The organism is Streptomyces sp. NPDC051064, assembly GCF_044455985.1.
GTDB lineage: Bacteria > Actinomycetota > Actinomycetes > Streptomycetales > Streptomycetaceae > Streptomyces.
In genome coordinates, this window is sequence record NZ_JBITFK010000002.1 from 1,080,431 (window position 1) to 1,099,471 (window position 19,041).

The following is a 19,041-nucleotide window of genomic DNA, read 5'->3' on the forward strand; positions in this document are numbered from 1 at the left end:
ATGGCCGTCACCGCCACCGACGTCGCCGTACTGGACGACCCTCCCGCCCCGGCCGCCGCGGGCCGTGCGAAGTTCCGCTTCCTGCGCGGCGGGAAGACCCGCGCCGGCCTGCTGATCCTCGTGTTCTTCGCGCTCTTCGCCGTCATCGGCCCCTGGATCGCGCCGTACGACCCCGATGCGATGAGTGACCAGCTGCTCCAGCCGCCGTCCGCGGACCACTGGTTCGGGACCACCCACACCGGGCAGGACGTGCTCTCCCAGATCCTGGTCGGCACCCGGGGCGTGCTCATGGTCGGCTTCATCGCCGGGTTCCTGGCCACCGTGCTGTCCGTGCTCATCGGGGTCACCGCCGGATTCCTCGGTGGGGCCGCCGACGAACTGCTGTCCATGCTCTCCAACGTCTTCCTGGTCATCCCCGGGCTACCGCTGATCATCATCATCGCGAGCTTCGTCGAGGACACCACCGACCTGCTGATCGCGGCCGTCATCGCCCTCACCTCCTGGGCCTGGGGCGCGCGCGTCCTGCGAGCCCAGACCCTGTCGCTCCGGCGCCGCGACTACGTGGAGGCGGCGCGGGCCACCGGCGAGTCCACCTGGCGGATCATCCTCTTCGAGGTCATGCCGAACCTCACCGCCGTCATCGCGTCCGGGTTCGTCGGCACCGTCATCTTCGCGATCCTCTCGGAGATCACCCTCGCCTTCATCGGCGTCGCCGACATCTCCCACTGGAACTGGGGCACCGTGCTCTTCTGGGCCCAGTCCAACCAGGCCCTGGCCCAGGGCGCCTGGTGGTGGTTCGTGCCCGCCGGACTGTGCATCGCCCTGCTGGGCACCGCCCTCTCGCTCATCAACTTCGGCATCGACGAGTTCGTCAACCCGCGCCTGCGCACCGCGACGGGCTCCTCCCGGAAGGTCCGGATGCGGGTCGGCTTCACCCCCGTGGCCCGCGCCACCGCGCCCGAGGAGACCGCGCCCGGCTTCACGCCGGTGGCCCGCGCCGCCGCACCCGCCGCACCCGAGTCGCCCGGAACGCCCAGCAAGGAGCACAGCGCATGACCGCCGAGCCGATCCTCACCATCAGCGGCCTGAACGTCGACTACGGCACCGGCGCGAACGGCGTCCGCGCCCTGCGGGACATCGACCTCACCCTGCACCGCGGCGAAGTCCTCGGCCTGGCGGGCGAGTCCGGCTCGGGCAAGTCCACCCTCGCCTACGCCGTCACACGGCTGCTCTCCCCGCCCGGGGTGATCACCGGCGGCGACGTCCACTACCACCGGCCGGGCGGCGGCGAGCCCGTCGACATCCTCTCCCTCACCCCGGACGAGCTGCGTGCCTTCCGCTGGCAGGAGCTGTCGATCGTGTTCCAGGGCGCGATGAACTCGCTGAACCCCGTGCACACCGTCCACAGCCAGCTCACCGACGTACTCACCGCGCACCGCCCCGGCATGCGGGCCGCCGAGCGGACCGTGCGGGCCCAGGAGCTGCTCAGCCTCGTCGGCATCTCCGCCGACCGGCTCGCCGCCTATCCGCACCAGCTCTCCGGCGGCATGCGCCAGCGCGTGATGATCGCGATGGCGCTCGCGCTGGAACCCGAGATCGTCATCATGGACGAGCCGACCACCGCGCTCGACGTGGTGATGCAGCGGCAGATCCTGCGCAAGCTGGTGGAGCTGCGGGAGCGCCTCTCCTTCTCCGTCGTGTTCATCACCCACGACATCTCGCTGCTGATCGAGTTCTCCGACCGCATCGCGATCATGTACGGCGGCCGGATCGTGGAGCAGGCCGGCGCGGCCGAGATCTACCGCGACCCCCGCCACCCCTACAGCGACGGCCTGCTGCACTCCTTCCCCGCGCTGCACGGCCCCCGCCGCGAGCTCACCGGCATCCCCGGATCGCCCCCGCACCTCTCCGCGATGCCCACCGGCTGCGCCTTCCACCCCCGCTGCGGCAAGGCCTTCGAGCCGTGTGCCGAGCGGGTCCCGGCGCTCGCCCCGCCGGACGCCGGCCAGGACCGCGAGGTCGCCTGCTGGCTGCACCACTGACCGACCGCACCGCCGCTCACCACCCCACAGCAGAACCGGAGTTCGGAGACCCATGAATCTCGTCACGCCCCGCAGCAGCCTGCAGCCCGCCGCCGTTCAGGGACTCCCTGCCGACTTCCGGTGGGGCGTGGCCACCTCCTCGTACCAGATCGAGGGTGCGGCCTCGGAGGACGGCCGCACCCCGTCCATCTGGGACACCTTCTGCCGTGTGCCGGGCGCCGTGCACAACGCGGAGCACGGCGACGTGGCCTGCGACCACTACCACCGGATGCCCGAGGACGTCGAGCTGATCGCGGGCCTCGGGGTCGACACGTACCGCTTCTCGCTGGCCTGGCCCCGCATCCAGCCGGGCGGCCGCGGTCCGGCCAACGCCAAGGGCCTCGACTTCTACAAGCGGCTGGTCGACGAGCTCCAGGGCAGGGACATCACCCCCTGGATCACCCTCTACCACTGGGACCTGCCGCAGGAGCTGGAGGACGCCGGCGGCTGGCCGGCCCGCGACACCGCCCTGCGCTTCGCGGAGTACGCCATGCTCGCGTACGAGGCCCTCGGCGACAGGGTCGAGCACTGGACGACCCTGAACGAGCCGTGGTGCTCGGCGATGCTCGGTTACGCCTACGGAGCCCACGCCCCCGGCCGCACCGACATGGGCGACGCCGTGAGCGCCGTCCATCATCTGCTGCTGGGCCACGGGCTCGCCGCCCGGCAGATGCGCGAGGCGGCGGGAAGCAGCCCGCTGGAGCTCGGCATCACCCTGAACCTCGGCACCGCCACCCCGGAGACCGACAGCGAGGCCGACCAGGAGGCATGCCGCCGCGCCGACGGCATGGGCACCCGCCTCTACCTCGACCCGATCGTCCACGGCAGCTACCCGCAGGACGTCGTCGACGACCTCGCGGCCCAGGGCATCGAACTGCCCGTCCAGGACGGCGACCTGGCCGCCATCGCGACGCCCCTCGACATCCTCGGCGTCAACTTCTACCGCGGCGCCCTGTTCTCCGGGGTGACCGAGGACGGTTCGCCGACCGACGCCGACGGCCTCCCCGTCGTCCGCGGGGTGGAGCGCGACCTGCCGCGCACCGCCATGGACTGGGAGATCACCCCCACCGAGCTCACCGACCTGCTGCTGCGGCTCCAGCGCGACTACGCGCTGCCGACCGTCATCACGGAGAACGGGGCCGCCTTCGACGACACCGTCGCCGCCGACGGCTCCGTGCCCGACACCGACCGCACCGCCTATCTCGCCGACCACATCGCCGCCGTGTCCGAGGCCCGTCGCCAGGGCGCCGACGTCCGGGGCTACTTCGCCTGGTCGCTGATGGACAACTTCGAGTGGGGCTACGGCTACGACAAGCGGTTCGGCATCGTCCGCGTCGACTACGACACGCAGCTGCGGACGCTCAAGGACAGCGCCAAGTGGTACCGCGACACGATCCACCTCACCAGGAACGCCCCCACCGACCGAGCCGTGTAGGAGCACCCCCACATGCCTTCCCGTACGACGTCACTCGTCACCACCACCGCCGCGTGATCCTCGACCTTGCCCTCGGCGGCGCCTGTCCCGCCGGCTGGAACAAGGTCGCCCAGCCCTACCGGGGTCTCCCGCAGTCCAGCGTCGACCGGGTCGCGCGGGGCGGCATCAAGGCGGAGACCGACCGGGTGCGGGTCGAACAGAAGTAACCGCACCTCCGACACACGGAAGAGAGCCGCACATGCCCCGTCCACCGCACGCCCGCGCCCGCCACCGGGCGAGACCGGCTACGGCCGCCCTCGCCGCCGCCACCGTCCTCGCGTCACTGCTCGCCGGAGCCGTCCCCAGCGCGGCGGCCGACGCGGAGGATCCCGCACCCGTCCTCGTCGACCGCTTCGAGGGCGAGGTCCCGCTCGGCAACCCGCCCGCCGACTCCCTCTTCACCTGGGGCGGCGACGCCGACGACCACCCCGCCCTCGCGTTCGAGGAGCGCACCGACGCCCCCGAGGGCGCCAAGGTCCTCCAGGGCACCTACGACATCAGCGCCTACGGCGGACTCAGCCACGAGTTCGCCGTCGACCAGCCCCCGAAGGACTGGACCGCCCACAAGGGCATCCGCTTCTGGTGGTACGGCCAGAACACCGCGCCCCTGCCGCCCGGTTCGGGCAAGCGGATCAACTTCGAGATCAAGGACGGCGGAGCCAACGGCGGCGCCTCCGAGCTGTGGACCACCTCCTTCACCGACGACTGGGAGGGCTGGCACCAGGTCGAGATCCCCTTCGCGGACTTCGTCTACCGGGCCGACTACCAGCCCGTCGGCGGCATCGACCAGGTCCTCGGTCTGAACGAGATGTGGGGCTACGCCCTCACCCTCCCGACCGGCGCCCCCGGCTCCTTCGCCATGGACGCCGTGGAGCTGTACGGAAAGGCCGACCCGGCCCTGAAGTCGAGCGTCGTCGTCGACTCCGCCGTCCACACGGTCAAGGAGGGCGGCACGGCGGACATCAAGATCTCCGTCGCCACGACCGGCTCCGCCCCCACCGAGGAGCCCGTCACCGTCGCGTACACGACCAAGGGCGGCAGCGCCGGGTCCGGCGAGGACTACACACCGGTCACCGGCACGCACACCTTCCCGGCGGGCACCGCCTCCGGCACCAGCCACACCGTCTCCGTGGCCACCGTCAAGGACAAGGGCGCCGAGTCCGCGGAGACGATCCCGCTCGAACTCACCGTCACCGGGGCCAGGGCGCCCAAGGAGAACCCCCAGGTCGTCATCGACGCCCACGGGCTGCCGTACCAGGACGCGAAGCTCCCGGTGAAGAAGCGCGTCGCCGACCTGCTGTCGCGGATGTCCCCGGCCGAGAAAGCCGGCCAGATGACCCAGGCCGAGCGCAACGCGCTGAGGTCGCAGGGCGACATCGCCACGTACGACCTCGGCTCGCTGCTCTCCGGCGGCGGCTCCGTACCCACACCGAACACGCCCGAGGCCTGGGCGAAGATGGTGGACGCCTACCAGCTGCGCGCCCAGGCCACCCGCTTCCAGATCCCGCTGGTCTACGGCGTGGACGCGGTGCACGGCCACAACAACGTGATCGGCTCGACGATCATGCCGCACAACATCGGCATCGGGGCGGGCCGTGACCCGAAGCTCGCGGAGAGGACCGGCGCCGTCACGGCGAACGAGGTCCGCGCCACCGGCATCCCGTGGGACTTCGCTCCCTGCGTCTGCGTCACGCGGGACGAGCGCTGGGGCCGTTCCTACGAGGCGTACGGCGAGGACCCGGCGCTGGTCGAGGCCATGGAGACGGTCATCACCGGCATGCAGGGCAGCCCGTCGGGGAAGGACCTCGACCGCAACGACAAGGTGCTGGCCAGCGCCAAGCACTTCGTCGGCGACGGGGGCACGGAGTTCGGCTCCTCCACCACCGGGTCGTACACCATCGACCAGGGCGTCACGAAGGTCACGCGTCAGGAGCTCGAAGCCGTCCACCTCGCGCCGTTCGCCGAGTCCGTGAAGCGGGGCGTCGGCACGGTCATGCCCTCGTACTCCTCGCTCGACGTCCTCGGCGACGACGCGGGCCCCGTGAAGATGCACGCCAACGCGGAGATGATCAACGGTGTGCTCAAGGACCGGATGGGCTTCGAGGGCTTCGTCATCAGCGACTGGCAGGCCATCGACCAGATCCCGGGCGACTACGCGAGCGACGTGCGCACCTCGGTCAACGCGGGCCTGGACATGATCATGGTCCCGACGGCCTACCAGGACTTCACGAAGACACTCCAGGACGAGGTGACCGCCGGCCGGATCAGCCATGCCAGGATCGACGACGCGGTGTCCCGCATCCTCACCCAGAAGTTCCGCCTCGGCCTCTTCGAGAAGCCGTACGCCGACACGTCGAACCTGGACGGGGTCGGGTCGGCGGCACACCGCGCGGTGGCCCGCGAGGCAGCCGCCAAGTCCCAGGTCCTGCTGAAGAACGACGGCGCGGTGCTGCCGCTCAAGGCGTCGCAGAAGGTATACGTCGCAGGCTCCAACGCCGACGACCTCGGCAACCAGGCCGGCGGCTGGACCATCAGCTGGCAGGGTGCCTCCGGTGCCACCACCCCGGGCACGACGATCCTGAAGGGCATCGAGAAGAACACCTCCTCGGCCACGTTCTCCCAGGACGCCTCCGCCCCGACCGAGGGATACGACGTCGGAGTCGTGGTGGTCGGTGAGAAGCCGTACGCCGAGGGGATCGGGGACGTCGGCAACGGCCACGACCTGGAGCTCACCGACGCCGACAAGAAGGCCGTCGACACGGTCTGCGCGGCGATGAAGTGCGCCGTCCTGATCGTCTCGGGCCGCCCGCAGCTCATCGGCGACCGGCTCGGTGACATCGACGCCCTGGTCGCCTCCTGGCTGCCGGGCACCGAGGGCGACGGCGTCGCCGACGTCCTCTACGGCAAGCGGGCCTTCACCGGGCAGCTCCCGGTGACCTGGCCGAAGTCCGAGTCGCAGCTGCCGATCAACGTCGGCGACGCGGCGTACGACCCGCAGTTCCCGTACGGCTGGGGACTGACCACTCTGAGGAAGGCCCCGACGGGCGGCGAAGCCGCCCTCACCGGTCTCGCCGTCGCCGCGCAGCTCGCCGAGCGGGCGGGCCTCGGGAAGACCGTGGCGGGTAAGGAGATCGTGGACCGGGCGAGGCTGCTGGTCCAGCAGAAGACCGGCGGAAAGCCGACGGCGGCGGTGTCCAAGCCGTTCGCCGACGCCGACCATCTGCTGCTCACCGGTGACCTGACCGGAGCGGTGGCGAAGCTGCGCACGGCGTACCACGCCGCGTAACAGCACGGAGGCAGCCCGGGCGGGCGACGCATCATTCGCCCGTTCGGGTTACTTTCGGAGTATGCGGAAAAGGCTGTTCGCTCCCCTGTGGGCCTGCCTGCTGCTGATCGTTTCGGCGGCCGTGCTGGCGATGATTCCCGCTGCCCAGGCCGCCGCCCCCTCGACGATCGACGACGTGGCCACCGCCCTGCGCGAGGACCCCGTCTACGTCGACCCGGCGGCGTCAGGCCAGCTCTCGGCGTCCCAGGAGGCCGCCCTGGAGAAGAAGATCGAGGACGCCGACAAGCCGGTCTTCGTGGCCGTGCTGCCCGCGACGTCCGAGTACCCGCCCGAGAACCTCCTGCAGAACCTGCGCACCGACACCGGAGTCACCGGTGTCTACGCGGTCCGACTCGGCGACGGCTTCGACGCGGGGGCCGACCCGCAGGTGATGCCGACCCGGGCCGTCGAGAATCTCACCACCGCCGTGAAGGCACCCGGTACGGACACCGACGCCGCGACCCAGCTCAACGCCTTCGTCGACCGTGCCGTCGACGAGGCCAAGGGCAGCGCCCCGGCCTCCTGGTCCGGCGGCGGTGCCGGCGACGGTGCGAAGAACGGGGCCCCGGTGGCCGGTCTGATCGTCCTCGGCGGCGTGGTCCTGGTCGGCGGAGGCACCGCGTTCGCGGTCGCCCGCCGCAACAGGAAGCGCAAGGAGGAGGAAGAGCGGGCCGCCCTGGAGAAGCTCCGGGTCGTGGTGGACGAGGACATCACGGCGTACGGCGAGACCCTGGACCGGCTGGACTTCCATCCTGCCGAGAAGGGCGCGAACGACGCGATGCGCATCGACTACGAGCGCGCGCTCGACTCCTACGAGGACGCCAAGTCCCGCATGGGCGACGCGCAGCACCCCGCCGACGTACGAGGGGTGACCCAGGCCCTGGAGGACGGCCGTTTCTCGCTCACGGTCCTGGAGGCCCGGCGCAAGGGCCGGGCGCTCCCGGCCCGCCGCCCGCCCTGCTTCTTCGACCCGCGCCACGGGCCTTCGGTCGCGGACGTCCTGTGGACGCCCTCCGGCGGAGAGGCCCGCGAGGTCCCGGTCTGCGGCGCCGACGAGGTGCGGCTGCGCGACGGCGAGGACCCCATGAGCCGCACGGTGGACGTAGGGGACGGCCGACGGCGCCCCTACTGGGAGGCGGGCCCGGCCTACGGCCCCTGGGCCGGCGGCTACTTCGGCGGCGGCCTGCTCCCGGGCCTGCTGGTCGGCACCATGCTCGGCTCGATGCTCTCCACCCCGGCGTACGCGGCTGAGTACGGCGGCGGCGACTTCGGCGGAGGCGGCGGGGGCGGTGACTGGGGCGGCGGCGACGTCTCCGGCTCCGACTTCGACTCGTCCGGCTTCGGCGGTGGCGGCTTCGGCGACGGCGGTGGTTTCGGAGGCGGTGGAGGCTTCGACGGCGGCGGGTTCTAGACGCCGGGCGCTTCAGGCCTTCCCGGCCGCGCCCTCCCAGGTCTCCGGCGCCCACATGCCCGAGCGCTTGAGCGACGCCGGGCAGTGCAGATAGATCTCGTCGATCTCCACGACCAGGGCCAGGTCGGGGCGCCGGCCCTTCACCGTCATCCCGTCGAAGAAGGGTGCGTCCGTGAGGATGCGGGCGCGGCCGTTGATCCGCAGGACGGTCATCACACCGGGTATCAGGTAGAGCAGGCCGACGTGCGGGTTGGACAGGATGTTGTGGAAGCTGTCGCCACGGCGGTTGCCCGGCAGGTCGGGCAGGGCGAGCGTCCGCGCGTCCAGGACCCGGGTGAAGCCCGGTGCGCCGCCGCGCGGGGAGGTGTCGCAGTTGCCGTCGGCGTCGGACGTCGAGACGGCGCAGAACGGCGCGCGGGCCAGGAGGTCCAGGTCGTCCTCGGTGAGCTCCTCGTGGACCTTGTCGATGACGAGCGGCCACGGAGTGCCGAGGATCTCCCGCAGCTGCTCCGCCGACCGCAGGGGCACCGCCCTGGCCAGGGGTAACCGCCGGGGGAGGGGACGTCGGTCGTGGCGGCGACGGGCGCGGCGTTCGACAAGGGATTCTCCGTACCTCGCGGGGGCGCAGCAGCGGATCGCTGACCTGGCACTGTTAGGGCAACCTTACTTACAAGAGGTCCCGTACTCGCGGGCCCCTGCCATTGGTGGCGCGGGACGCGAACGGGTGACAAGCTTGACCAAATGGACCGTGACCGGGTGGAGAAGCAACTGCTGGACGGCTTGACCGTCGACACCAGCAGGCCCGAGCAGCCGATCCTGCTCGACGAGGCGGGCCTGCCGATCAGGACCTGGCGCGAGAACTACCCGTACGACCGCAAGATCCGCCGCAAGGAGTACGAGCGGATCAAGCGCATCCTGCAGATCGAGATGCTCAAGCTCCAGCGGTGGACCAAGGACACCGGCGCACGGGTCGTCGTGGTCTGCGAGGGGCGGGACGCGGCCGGCAAGGGCGGCACCATCCAGCGGTTCACCGAGCGCCTCAACCCGCGTGGCGCGCGCATCGTGGCCCTGGACAAGCCCACGGACCGCGAGCGCGGTCAGTGGTACTTCCAGCGGTACGCGGCCCATCTGCCGGCGCCCGGCGAGATCGTCTTCTTCGACCGCTCCTGGTACAACCGGGCCGGAGTCGAACGCGTCATGGGCTTCTGCACCCCGCCCGAGTACGAGCTCTTCCTCAAGCAGTGCCCGGACTTCGAGAAGATGCTCGTCGACGACGGCATCATCGTGGTCAAGTTCTGGTTCTCGGTCTCCCGCGCCGAGCAGCGCACGCGCTTCGCCATCCGCCAGGTCGACCCCGTCCGCCAGTGGAAACTCTCGCCCACGGACATCGACTCCCTCGACCGCTGGGACGACTACACCACGGCGAAGGTCGACATGTTCCGCGCCACCGACACCGAGCACGCGCCCTGGACCGTCGTGAAGAGCAACGACAAGCGCCGGGCCCGCCTCGAAGCGATGCGCAGCCTGCTCGCCCGCGTCGACTACACGGCGAAGAGCGACGAGGCCGTCGGCAAGCCGGACCCCCTCGTCGTGGGCCCGGCCGCCACCCTGCTGGAATCCGGCGAGGAGGACACCGCTCTCTCGCCCACCCGCCTCGCCCCGCACACCGAGGGGCCGGGCGAACACCCCTGACGGCTCTCAGCCGCGCGTGGCGGTGACGTCACCGTTGACGGTGGCCAGGGTCATGTCGTGCCCGTTCCGCTCCGTGGCGGAGGGGAAGGCCACGGAGGCCCGGCCGTTCCGCGTCGTCGCGTCGACGACGTACGCGGGCGCGTCGTGGGGCAGCGCCACCCGTACCGAGCCGTTGGTCGTCGCGGCGTCGAGACGGGACGGTGAGGTGGCGCTGTCGAGCGTCACGTCCCCGTTGACGGTCTCCGCGTGCAGGCGTGCCGAACTCAGGGTCCCGGCGCGCACGGAGCCGTTGCGGGTGGTCAGCCGGACGGTGGCGTCATCGAGGCCGGACCGGACGGCCGTCACGTCCCCGTTGACGGTGGCCAGGTCCAGTGCCGTCGCGACGCCGGCCACGTCGATGCCCGCGTTCCTGGCGGTGACCGTGACCGGGACCCCGGCGGGTATGCCGACCGCGGGCATGCGGGGGCACGGTCCGTCCTCGTGATCCCCGTGCTCCTCGTGCCGGGGGCAGGACAGATCGAGGACCCAGGTGTCGTCGCGGTGGGACCAACGGCTGCCGATCCGGGCCTCGGTGACCGCCCGGTCGCCATCGGCGGGGCGCAGGCGCACGCCGTTGTCGGTCGTGATCACCAGGTGCGTTCCGCGGCCCAGGGCGGGTGGTGCCCCCTCCGGGCGTGCGCCGGGGTCCCCGCCGCACGCCGCGAGCAGGGGGACGACCGCCAGCAGTGAGGCCCGTCGCCGTCTGTGCGTGAAAGCCGTGATGTCCATGCCTGATCGCCTTCCCTGCGACGGGCCCTCCCATGGCAGGCGGTCGTGAACGGCCTTTCTCGCAGGGTGCGTCGAAGCGGCCGCGCCGCAGGACATTCCGTACCGGGGCCGCTCAGCGGGACAGCAGCTCGATCAGCTGGTACGGGACCAGGAAGAACCCGAGGAGCAGCAGCGACGTGCCGCCGCAGGCGACACCGATCTGCCACACTTATTGAGTGATCGTCAGACTCGCGCAGGAAGAGGACCTGGCCGGCTTCATCGCCCTTGCGGCCCAGGTCGAGGACTGGTTCGGGCCGATGGTCGAGGATCCCGGCTTCCATCGTGCGGTGGAAGACCACATCCGCAGGTCCGCGGCGCTCGTCGCCGTCTCGTCGGACGCGGAGACCGTCGGAGGCCTGCTGTTCGGCGCGGAGGCGCCGGTTCATCATGTGCACTGGCTCGTCGTGACCGAGAAGGCGCGCGGGGCAGGTGCCGGACGGGCACTGATGGCGGACGCCTTCCGCAGGTACGTGCGGGGCCCGGGCACCGTCGAGGTGGTCACCTTCGGGGCCGACCACCCGGGCGCCGTGGCGAGCGGGGCGCGCGTCTTCTACGAACGCCTCGGTTTCACACCGGCCGAGGCCGCCGAGCCCGGCCCGGAAGGCGGTTCACGGCAGGTCTATCGCCGGACCGTCGCCTGAATGCCTGCGACATCGAGCCCGGCAGGGGTGCCGAGGGCGGCGGGAGCCTGTACAACCGGCCCCGGTCGCCCCGGACTTCCCCCCGTGTCAGCTCCCGCCGACCGCCATCTCGCCGAGCAGCGACCAGTCGTCCTGCGGGACCTTCACGTTGACGATCCTGGGGGTCGCGGCGAGATGCGGCGGCAACGCCCGCTGTGCCGCCCGGAAGTGGGCCGAACCCACGTGGGCCGCACCGGCCTCGTCGTCCCGGAAGGCCTCCACCAGGACGTATTCCGACGGATCATCGATGCTGCGGGACCAGTCGAACCACAGGCAGCCCGGTTCGGCGCGCGTCGCCCGGGTGAACTCCGCGACCACCTCGGGCCACCGGTCGGCGTGTTCGGGAAGGACGGCGAACTTCACGGTGATGAAAATCAAGGGTTCACTCCCTCTGTCGTTCGGGGCGGGCTCACGGGACGAGGATCGCGCGGCCGCGGATCCGGCCGCTCCCCAGATCGTCCAGTGCGTCCTGGAAACGCTCCAGCGGATACGTGGCGGTGTGCAGGCGCACCCGGCCCTGCGCGGCGAGGACCATCAGCTCGCACAGGTCGTTGTACGAGCCGACCAGGTTGCCGATGAAGTTGATCTCGGCGGAGATGATGTCGATGGTCGGTACGTCGATGTTCTCGCCGTAGCCCACCACGTGGTAGTCGCCCGCCTGCCGCAGCATGCCGACACCGTCCTTGGTGGAGCCGCCCTCGCCGACGAAGTCGATCACCGCCTCCGCCCCCTTGCCTCCGGTCAGTTCACGCACCCTCTCCACCTGGCCGCCGTCGGCGACCACCCCGTGGTCCGCCCCGATGGAGACGGCGAGGTCCACCGCGCCGGGGTGACGGTCGACGACCACGATCTCGGCGGCCGTGATCGCCTTCAGCACCTGTACGCCGATGTGTCCGAGCCCGCCCGCGCCGATCACGACGCACCGGTCGCCGGGCCGCAGCGTCCGGGCGGCCTTGGCCGCGGCGTGGTAGGCGGTCAGCCCCGCGTCGGCCAGTGCCGCGACATCGGCCGGTTCGAGGGAGTCGTCGATCCGCACGACACTGCGCGCCGAGGTCCTCAGGTACTCGGCGTAACCGCCGGCGGTGTCGATGCCGGGGAAGAGGTTGTTCTCGCAGTGCACGTCGTCACCGGCCCGGCACGCCCGGCACAGCCCGCACGTGATCAGCGGGTGGACGATGACCTTGTCGCCCTCGGAGACATTGGTGACGGCGCTTCCGACCGCGTGGACCCAGCCGGCGTTCTCGTGTCCGATCGTGTACGGGAGCGTCACCCCGGACTTCTGCGCCCACTGACCCTCCAGGATGTGGATGTCCGTTCGGCACACCCCCGCCCCGCCGATCCTGACGATCACGTCGTACGGGCCGGCGACCTCCGGAGCCGGCACCTCGGCCATCTCGAGGTTCTTGCCGTAGCCGACGACCTGGACTGCTTTCACGAGACGTTCTCCTTCACGGGGTCCCCGGCGCGCGGGGACTGGTCGGCCGCGGACTGCGGATACCGGGTCCGGAGCAGGCCACGGCAGAAATGGGCGTTGCCGTCGATCGACACCCGGACGGCACGGGCGAAACGCAGCCGGAGCGGGATCTCCCCCCGCGGGTAGCGCCGCCCGTCCTCGTCCACCAGGACCGGGTCGGACGGTGCCACCCCCAGGCCCAGCGCCGCGCGCCGCCGCAGCAGCGCACCGGACGCCGCCGCGTCGGGGAGGCCGCCGAGGACCACGTCGTGGAGGTCCTCCTCGGTGAGGTCGGGATTCTCACGGAGCACGAGAGCCAGCACCCGCTCCATGGCGGCCGTGTGCGCCTTGCGGCGGAACGTCAGCCGCAGCGCTTCGAGATCCTTCTCCGCCTCGTCCCCGAACGTCCCGCGGTAGCCCGCGTCCGCGGCCAGCCCCCGGTTGATCAGGTCCGAGTCGTGATGGTCGTCGAGCAGCACCACGACGTGCCGCGCCCAAGGCAGCGACGTCAGCGCGTCCTTGGAGTCCGAGGCCATCAGGTACGCGAAGTTCGGTGAACAGAACGAGGTGGGAAGCCTCAGGCGGACGGTGAGAACACCGTCGGCGGTCACCGTCACGGAGCGTACGAAGCCGAGATCGGTGATCGGCTCGTCCAGCTCCGGGTCGAGGACCGCGTCCAGTGCCGCGCGGGCCTCCCGCTCCCATGAGGCGGCGGACATGTCAGGCCACCACCGGTTCGGCGACGCCCAGCCCGTCCGGCACCTCGATGCCGTACATGGCGGCCGCGTTCAGCCCGAGGATCTTCTTCTTCTGTGCCGTCGTGATCGGCGCGTACTCGGTCATGTCCTCGGGGATCTGGAAGTCGACGAACCGCTCGATCAGCCAACGGGGCGTCCACAGCGCGTAGTCGCTGGAGAACTGGATGCGGTTCTCGTCCAGCCAGTAGAGCAGTTCGCCGATGATCTGCGCGAAGTACCGCGGCCGGCTGTGGATGAAGGGCATCGCGACCGCGAGACCGGCGTGCACGTTCGGCTCCTGCGTGGCGATCCAGCAGAAGTCCTCCAGCCGGGGCAGGCCGCAGTGCTCGACGACGAAGTTCATCTCCGGGAACTGCGTGGCCGCCTTGTCGACGTCCGCGACGTCGAACGCGTCCCGGTCGAGCGGCCGGATCGTCGGCCCCTTGTGGATGTGGATGTTGTTGATCCCGAGCTCCTGACAGGCCTCGATATAGCGGTACGTCCACGGGTCGTCGAGCTTGTAGCCGCGGCTGTCGCCCTTCCACTCGGCGGTGTACAGCTTCGCGCCCTTGAGCTGGAAGCGCTCGGCGTCCCGCCGCAGCTGATCGAGCCCCTTCTGCTCGTACCGGGGGTCCCAGGAGTGGTTGTACGTCAGCTTGTCGGGGTGCCGCCGCGCGAGCGCGAAGGACTCCTCGGTCTGCCCGAAGCCGTTGCGGTAGAACGCTCCCAGCCGCGCGGGCTGGAAGATCGCGTGGTCGACGTACCCCTCGACGAAGAGGTCCTTCATCAGACGCTCGCCGCCGTAGTAGAGGAAGTCACCCTCGTACGGCCACAGCTCCGATTCCGGGCTCAGGTTGCGGTGGTAGTCGTAGAAGCAGTCGATGAACTGCTTGCCGTGGATGTTGAGCTGGTTCTCGGGGCGCGCGTCCCAGAGCGCGACGTGCGCGTCCACGATGAAGTAGTTCTCGCCGTCCTTGGAATACATCTCTCTCCTCAGTTCGCGACGGTTGACCGGCCGGGTGCGGGCTCGACGCCCCGCGTCAGGAGAACTGGATGCCGCCGTCGATCATGACGGACTGACCGGTCATGTAGTCCGAGTCCCGTGAGGCCAGGTAGGAGACGAAGGAGGCGACGTCCGCGGGCTCCTCGATCCGGCCCAGCGCGATCGCCTCCGCGTACTTCTTGATGGCCCGGCCCTTCTGCAGGCCCTCCTCCTCCGCCAGCCGCTCGTCGATCAGGTCCCACATGTCGGTGCCGACGATCCCCGGGCAGTACGCGTTGACCGTGATGCCGTGCCGCGCCCACTCCATGGCCGCGGCCTGGGTCAGACCGCGTACGCCCCACTTCGACGCCGAGTAGGTGCCGAGCAGCGCGAACGGGCGGTAGGCCACGATCGAGGCGGCACCGATGATCTTGCCGCCGCCGCCCTGGGCGATCATCTGCCGTGCCGCGGCCTGGTAGGAGAGGAAGACGCCACGCAGGTTCACCGCCATGACCTGCTCGAACTCGTCGATCCCCGTCTCCAGCAGCGGGGTGACCCTGGCGATACCCGCGTTGGCCACATAGACGTCGACCCTGCCGAAGTGGCGCGCGACCTGCTCCACGAGCGCGTCGGTCTGCTCCTTGCTGGTCACATCGGCGTGCACGGCGAGGGCCCGGCGCCCCGTCTTCTCGATACCGGCCGCCACCTCGCCGAGCTCCTCGCCCATGCCGGGCAGGTCGGCGACGGCCACGTCCAGTCCGTCCTGGGCCAGCCGCTGCGCGATGCTGCGGCCGATGCCGCGGGCGGCGCCGGTGACGATGGCGGTACGGGCTGCGGTGCCGGCGGAAGTCATAGGTGCTCCTGTGCTCGACGGGTAAGCGGCCGCACCCTTCGTGCGGCGCCGTCCATCAGCGTGGGGGCGGGAGACGGCGTCGAGTTTTTCAATGTGGAACACCACCGCCCGTGCCCTGATCAGGGCACGGGCCAACACACGGGAAAGTCGTGGCGAACCACCCGTTGACAGGTGCAAACGCGTTCGTAATATGGCGGAAACACGCTCATCGGAGGCGCCATGCTCAGTGACAGCAGCGCGCGGGACCGGACCGTCGCACGAGCACGCCTGAAGTTCCTGGAGACCGCGGAGCTGCCTGCGGCGATCGTGTCCGAGGGGATCCGCAACTCCTGGCAGCGTTCCAAGTACCTCGGGATCGGCACCGACGAGGTGGTCGTCCCCTACCAGCCCGACTACGACCGGGAGAGCCGCCTGGTCCGCGCCGCCACACCGGTCCTGGACCGCCTGGAACGGGCCCTGGCCGGTTCGGACGCCTGTGTGATCGTGACGGACCGAAAGGGCTGGGTGCGGGACCGCCGCGTCGGCGAGAAGCGGCTCTCGGCGCACCTCGACCGGGTCCACCTGGCGCCCGGCTTCAACTACGCCGAGGAGTTCGTCGGCACGAACGGCATCGGGGTCGCGCTGGAGGAGCGCCGGCCCAACGTGGTCCTGGGCACGGAGCACTTCAACGAACGTCTGCAGAACGTCGCCTGCGCGGCCGCCCCGATCCGTAACTCGGTCACCGGACGGGTCGAGGGGGCCATGAACCTGACCTGCTGGAACGGCCCCGCGCGCCCCCTCATGGCAGCCCTGGTGCAGGAAGCCGCCGGCGACATCGAGCGCGTGATGTACGAGTTCAGCAGCTCGCACCAGCGCGCCCTGCTGGAGGCGTTCCAGCAGGTGACGCACTACGGGGACCGGCCGGTGCTCTGCCTCGGCCAGGACCTGGTGCTCGCCAACTCCGCCGCGTCGGCCAGGCTCACCGGCGACGACCACCGGCTGCTGCACGAGGCCGCCGCCGAACTGGGACACGCGCCCCGCACCCGCAAGCAGGTGCAGCTCCCCGGCGGCGAGACCGTGTCCATGCGGTGCCGTCAGGTCGACAGCTCGGCGGGCGCGGCCGGATATCTCCTGGAGCTGGCCTTCGAGGACCAGCAGCCGGACCGGACCTCCGGCGGCGGGACCCGCCCCCGCACAGGCCTCCGCTCCCGGGACGACCAGGACGCGGCCCGGCCCTGGCCGCTGCCGGGCCTGACCGGGAAGGACCCGGTATGGAACACCGTCGCCCGTACGGCCTCACGCTGCGCCCGCGAACGGACGCCGCTCCTGCTCCACGGCGAGACCGGGACGGGAAAGTCCGCCCTCGCCCGCGCCGCGCACGCGCTCACCGGGGCCGCCTCGACGCCCGCCGTCTTGGACGCCGGGACCGGTCTGCCGGCCGCCCTGGACGCGGCGCCCAGCGGGCCCGGACGGACCCTGATCCTGCGCAACGTCGACGCCGTGCCCCCCGAGGAGGGCCCCGCCGTCGCCCGGGCGCTGGACGCCGCGGCGGCACAGGGCACCTGGATCGTGGGCACGCTCCACCGCGCGCCGGGCGTACCGGACGCCCTGCGCCGCTGCTTCACCGAGGCCGCGGCGGTACCCGCCCTCCGGCACCGCCTCGCCGACCTCCCGGCCCTGGTCGACTGCCTGCTGCGACGCATCGGCGAGGGCGTGGAGTGCGCACCGGACGTCCTGCCCCTGCTGCGCAGGCACGACTGGCCCGGCAACATCCGCCAACTGGAATCCGCGCTCCGCCAGGCATCCGTCGGCCGCCGCACGTACCGGATCGAGCTCCGCGACCTGCCGCCGTCCCTGCACAGCGCGGCCGGCCGCCCCCTGAGCGCCTGGGAGGCGTCCGAGCGGGACACCCTGGTCCAGGCCTTGCTGGAGGCGGACGGCAACAAACTGCTGGCGGCACAGCGGCTGGGCATCTCCCGCACGACGATCTACCGCAAGATGCGCGCCTACGGCATCACCCTCCCGTGAGCACTCCGCGGCGTTGGAAAGTTACGGACCGGAGTGGGGGCGTTACGTCCCGGTTCTCGCGTCCGTCACCCCAACGACGGGGCGGGCCCGGGATCACTCGGCCGCCGTCGTGAAGCTCGTTCATGCCGAGTCGGAGTCACACGCACTGCGGACGTGGCTCGATGAACGGGCGGACACCGCGTGGACGAGTTCTGTGCTGACCGAGATCGAAACGGCCAGGGCGCTGGCTCGTCACGCACCCGCAGCCGTTGCCCGGCTGCACTCGGTTCTCGACCTGATCGACATGGTGGACATCGACGCCGGCGTGCGGATTCTGGCGCAGACGGTGAAGCCGGCGACCGTGCGCAGCCTCGACGCCATCCACCTGGCGACGGCCCTGCGGGCCCGGCCCCGGCTGACGGCGTTCCTTACGTATGACAAACGGCTCGCCGACGCCGCACGCGAGGCCGGACTGCCGGTGGAAGCGCCTGCTTGAGGGGTACGCGTCGGAGCGCCGGGGGGAGCCTGTTCCCTCGGTGCTCCGACGCGCCGTCAGCAGTCGACGGGTGCGGAGTCGACGGTCACGTCGTCGAACCACAGGGTGTCGTCGCCGTTCCCGTAGCTCTCCCAGCCCAGCCGCAGGGCGGTGGGCCGGGGCGGGGTGGTGCGGGAGAGCCACTGCTGGTCGATGTCCTGGGTGGGGGCACCGTCGGCGTGCAGGCCGGGTACGAGTTCGTCACCGAGCCAGGTGTCGAGACCCGGGGCCGTCGTGTCGATCGCGAAGCGCAGGCACTGCCAGCTCTCCGTCGGCAGCGGCCTGCTCAGCGCCACTCCGACGGGGCTCTGAGCCGGCAGGGTGGCGTCGTCGCTCTCCCGGTTCCACTGCAGGGCGCCGTTCTGGCCCCCGACGCGCAGGCTCCGCCCGGCCTGGGAGGCGTCGGGCAGGGAGACGAACGTGACGTGGGCGGCGGGGAGCGCGGTGGTGTGCCTCACCCACATACGGACGTACATCACCGGGCCGGCCGAGGACAGGTCCGCGGTGGAGGCGACGAAGGCGTGGTTGCAGTAGCCGGCCCGGCCGTCGATCCGCAGGGATCTGCTGCCGCTGTGCGCGACGGCGGTGTCGACGGCAGCCGTGCCGGTGCCCTGACAGTCCGGCGCGGTGAACTGCCAGGCGCCGGACGGAGCGGGACCAATCTGGTCCTCGAAATCCGCACAGATCGTCGCGCTGCCGCAGTCAGCGGTGGCCGGCGGGGGAGCGGGGGACGCGGCGGACTCCGCGCCGCTCGCGGATGTCGCGGTGAAGCCCGACGCCAGCAGTGCGGCGGCCATGAGGACCGCCGTCCGTGGCCGGCGCGGTAATCGGGGGAGAAGGGCGCGCACGTGTGCCTCCGAGGCAGGGGGTGAGGAGGTGCGGAAGGGAGTGGCGGGGGGGGGGGGGGGGGGCCCCCCCCCCCCCCCCCCCCCGCGGGGGGGGGTGGGAGTTTTTTGGTCTGGGGAGGGTGGTTGTGTACCCGCCCCCCGTGCGGCGCCCCCCCCCGCGATAGACACCCCCCCCCC

The 19,041-nt window shown here is 71.2% G+C and carries 17 protein-coding genes and 1 pseudogene; 10 read left to right on the top strand and 8 right to left on the bottom strand.

Translation table 11 applies throughout. The features are described from left to right. The 6 genes from ACIBCU_RS11800 (at position 1) to ACIBCU_RS11825 (ending at position 8,291) form a co-directional block, all read left to right on the top strand. On the top strand, positions 1-1,056 hold the full coding sequence (locus ACIBCU_RS11800) for an ABC transporter permease (RefSeq protein ID WP_399230843.1): 1,056 nt from the start codon (positions 1-3) through the stop codon (positions 1,054-1,056). Next, positions 1,053-2,042, top strand: coding sequence for an ABC transporter ATP-binding protein (locus ACIBCU_RS11805; RefSeq protein ID WP_399230845.1), 990 nt, complete (start codon positions 1,053-1,055; stop codon positions 2,040-2,042). Before ACIBCU_RS11800 ends, ACIBCU_RS11805 begins: the two co-directional genes overlap by 4 nt. Before the next feature lie 52 nt (positions 2,043-2,094). After that, positions 2,095-3,516, top strand: coding sequence for a GH1 family beta-glucosidase (locus ACIBCU_RS11810; protein WP_399230847.1), 1,422 nt, complete (start codon positions 2,095-2,097; stop codon positions 3,514-3,516). A gap of 53 nt (positions 3,517-3,569) precedes the next feature. Then, positions 3,570-3,722 (top strand): hypothetical protein, encoded by a 153-nt coding sequence (locus ACIBCU_RS11815; RefSeq protein ID WP_362941183.1) that lies wholly within the window; start codon positions 3,570-3,572, stop codon positions 3,720-3,722. 32 nt (positions 3,723-3,754) lie between these two features. Continuing rightward, positions 3,755-6,841 carry a glycoside hydrolase family 3 N-terminal domain-containing protein gene (locus ACIBCU_RS11820; protein ID WP_399230849.1) on the top strand — a complete coding sequence of 1,029 codons (3,087 nt, stop codon included), beginning with the start codon at positions 3,755-3,757 and terminating at the stop codon, positions 6,839-6,841. Positions 6,842-6,902: 61 nt separating this feature from the next. Further along, positions 6,903-8,291: a hypothetical protein gene (locus ACIBCU_RS11825; RefSeq protein ID WP_399230850.1), complete on the top strand. Its 1,389-nt coding sequence runs from the start codon at positions 6,903-6,905 to the stop codon at positions 8,289-8,291. A gap of 12 nt (positions 8,292-8,303) precedes the next feature. On the opposite strand, the gene ACIBCU_RS11830 is transcribed toward ACIBCU_RS11825, so the two are convergent. After that, on the bottom strand, positions 8,304-8,831 hold the full coding sequence (locus tag ACIBCU_RS11830) for an MSMEG_1061 family FMN-dependent PPOX-type flavoprotein (protein WP_399230912.1): 528 nt from the start codon (positions 8,829-8,831) through the stop codon (positions 8,304-8,306). Between the two features lie 201 nt (positions 8,832-9,032). On the opposite strand from ACIBCU_RS11830, the gene ppk2 reads away from it, so the two are divergent. Beyond that, positions 9,033-9,983: a polyphosphate kinase 2 gene (gene ppk2, locus ACIBCU_RS11835; protein WP_362941165.1), complete on the top strand. Its 951-nt coding sequence runs from the start codon at positions 9,033-9,035 to the stop codon at positions 9,981-9,983. Between the two features lie 6 nt (positions 9,984-9,989). On the opposite strand, the gene ACIBCU_RS11840 is transcribed toward ppk2, so the two are convergent. Continuing rightward, entirely contained in the window at positions 9,990-10,751 is a 762-nt protein-coding gene (locus ACIBCU_RS11840) for a DUF4097 family beta strand repeat-containing protein (RefSeq protein ID WP_399230853.1), read from the bottom strand. A 215-nt stretch (positions 10,752-10,966) separates the two neighbouring features. On the opposite strand from ACIBCU_RS11840, the gene ACIBCU_RS11845 reads away from it, so the two are divergent. Beyond that, positions 10,967-11,431 carry a GNAT family N-acetyltransferase gene (locus tag ACIBCU_RS11845; RefSeq protein WP_399230855.1) on the top strand — a complete coding sequence of 155 codons (465 nt, stop codon included), beginning with the start codon at positions 10,967-10,969 and terminating at the stop codon, positions 11,429-11,431. 87 nt (positions 11,432-11,518) lie between these two features. Here ACIBCU_RS11845 and ACIBCU_RS11850 read toward each other — a convergent pair whose 3' ends face one another. The 5 genes from ACIBCU_RS11850 to ACIBCU_RS11870 are packed head-to-tail and all read right to left on the bottom strand — an operon-like array spanning position 11,519 to position 15,495. Continuing rightward, the gene (locus ACIBCU_RS11850) at positions 11,519-11,848 is read right to left on the bottom strand and encodes a putative quinol monooxygenase (protein ID WP_362941156.1); all 330 of its coding nucleotides are present in this window, start codon (positions 11,846-11,848) and stop codon (positions 11,519-11,521) included. Between the two features lie 31 nt (positions 11,849-11,879). Then, positions 11,880-12,905: an NAD(P)-dependent alcohol dehydrogenase gene (locus ACIBCU_RS11855; protein ID WP_362941153.1), complete on the bottom strand. Its 1,026-nt coding sequence runs from the start codon at positions 12,903-12,905 to the stop codon at positions 11,880-11,882. Then, on the bottom strand, positions 12,902-13,642 hold the full coding sequence (locus tag ACIBCU_RS11860; RefSeq protein WP_362941150.1) for an iron-sulfur cluster assembly protein: 741 nt from the start codon (positions 13,640-13,642) through the stop codon (positions 12,902-12,904). Before ACIBCU_RS11860 ends, ACIBCU_RS11855 begins: the two co-directional genes overlap by 4 nt. A gap of 1 nt (position 13,643) precedes the next feature. Beyond that, entirely contained in the window at positions 13,644-14,645 is a 1,002-nt protein-coding gene (locus tag ACIBCU_RS11865) for an amidohydrolase family protein (RefSeq protein WP_399230857.1), read from the bottom strand. A gap of 55 nt (positions 14,646-14,700) precedes the next feature. After that, positions 14,701-15,495 (bottom strand): acetoin reductase, encoded by a 795-nt coding sequence (locus ACIBCU_RS11870; RefSeq protein ID WP_399230859.1) that lies wholly within the window; start codon positions 15,493-15,495, stop codon positions 14,701-14,703. A gap of 219 nt (positions 15,496-15,714) precedes the next feature. Between ACIBCU_RS11870 and ACIBCU_RS11875 the strand changes: the two genes are divergently transcribed. Both ACIBCU_RS11875 and ACIBCU_RS11880 read left to right on the top strand, forming a co-directional pair. Beyond that, the gene (locus ACIBCU_RS11875) at positions 15,715-17,502 is read left to right on the top strand and encodes a sigma-54-dependent Fis family transcriptional regulator (RefSeq protein WP_399230861.1); all 1,788 of its coding nucleotides are present in this window, start codon (positions 15,715-15,717) and stop codon (positions 17,500-17,502) included. A 109-nt stretch (positions 17,503-17,611) separates the two neighbouring features. Then, positions 17,612-17,977 carry a type II toxin-antitoxin system VapC family toxin gene (locus tag ACIBCU_RS11880; protein WP_362941139.1) on the top strand — a complete coding sequence of 122 codons (366 nt, stop codon included), beginning with the start codon at positions 17,612-17,614 and terminating at the stop codon, positions 17,975-17,977. Positions 17,978-18,033: 56 nt separating this feature from the next. On the opposite strand, the pseudogene ACIBCU_RS11885 reads toward ACIBCU_RS11880, so the two are convergent. Next, positions 18,034-19,041, bottom strand: a pseudogene (locus ACIBCU_RS11885) (hypothetical protein); the annotation flags it as partial.